We start from the raw sequence: 745 nt of genomic DNA, 5'->3' as shown, positions 1-745 counted from the left end.
TCGCCCAACTGGTCGGCGGCGTCGAGCCGGGCCAGCGCGGCGGCCCGGTCGCCCCGCAGCAGTGCCAGCCTTGCGGATGTCACGGCAAACCGGGCGCACGAGCCCAGTGGGCAGGTCTCGGCCACCACCTCGGCGCGGCCGCCCATCACCTCGGCGCGGCCGCCCATCACCTCGGCGACGGCCTGCAAATCGCCCCGCTCGTAAAGGATCTCGGCCAGATAGCCGACGGGCAGCGCGGCCACCGCCGACAGGGGGCCGGATTCGGCCACCGCCCGGGCCAGGGCTTCCCGCAACAACGCCGCCGCCTCGCCCAGCCGACCGGCAATGCCGTGGCCCAGCCCGGACATGCTGAGCCGATACACCATGCCGAAGAGCGGGCAGCCGCCCGCCTCGAAGGGCGCCGAGCGGGCCGCCAGATCGGTCGCCTCGTCGAAGCGCGACGCGGTGTGCAGCCCGAACAGGATCACGCTGCGAGCCATCTGGGCGACCCACGAATCGGCCTGCGGGGTTTCGTCCAGCGCCTGCCGGCCAAAGGCCATCGCCGCCTCGCTCTCATCCGAGAGGCCGGCGATCAGGCCCTTCACCGCGGCCAGCTCGCCTGGCTCGGCCTGGGCCGGCAGGCGTCCGCTGGCCACGTCGGCCTCGATGCCGCTGAGAGTGTCGCGGGCCTCGCCCAGATGCAGCCCGAAGGCCAGCGCCCAGGCGTGGGCGAGGCGCAGGCGCAGGCTGCCGGCCACCAGCGCCG

Annotated in this window: 1 protein-coding gene; it reads right to left on the bottom strand. The window is 74.8% G+C overall.

The genetic code is table 11. The features are described 5' to 3' along the window. The coding region (locus tag QQK25_RS23355) for a hypothetical protein (RefSeq protein WP_284190104.1) at positions 1-745 on the bottom strand (745 nt) is incomplete at both ends.

The sequence above is a fragment of the Zoogloea oryzae genome, from assembly GCF_030161255.1.
GTDB lineage: Bacteria > Pseudomonadota > Gammaproteobacteria > Burkholderiales > Rhodocyclaceae > Zoogloea > Zoogloea oryzae.
The sequence above is the reverse complement of the archived record's forward strand: the minus strand, read 5'-3'. Positions and strand labels throughout refer to the sequence as shown.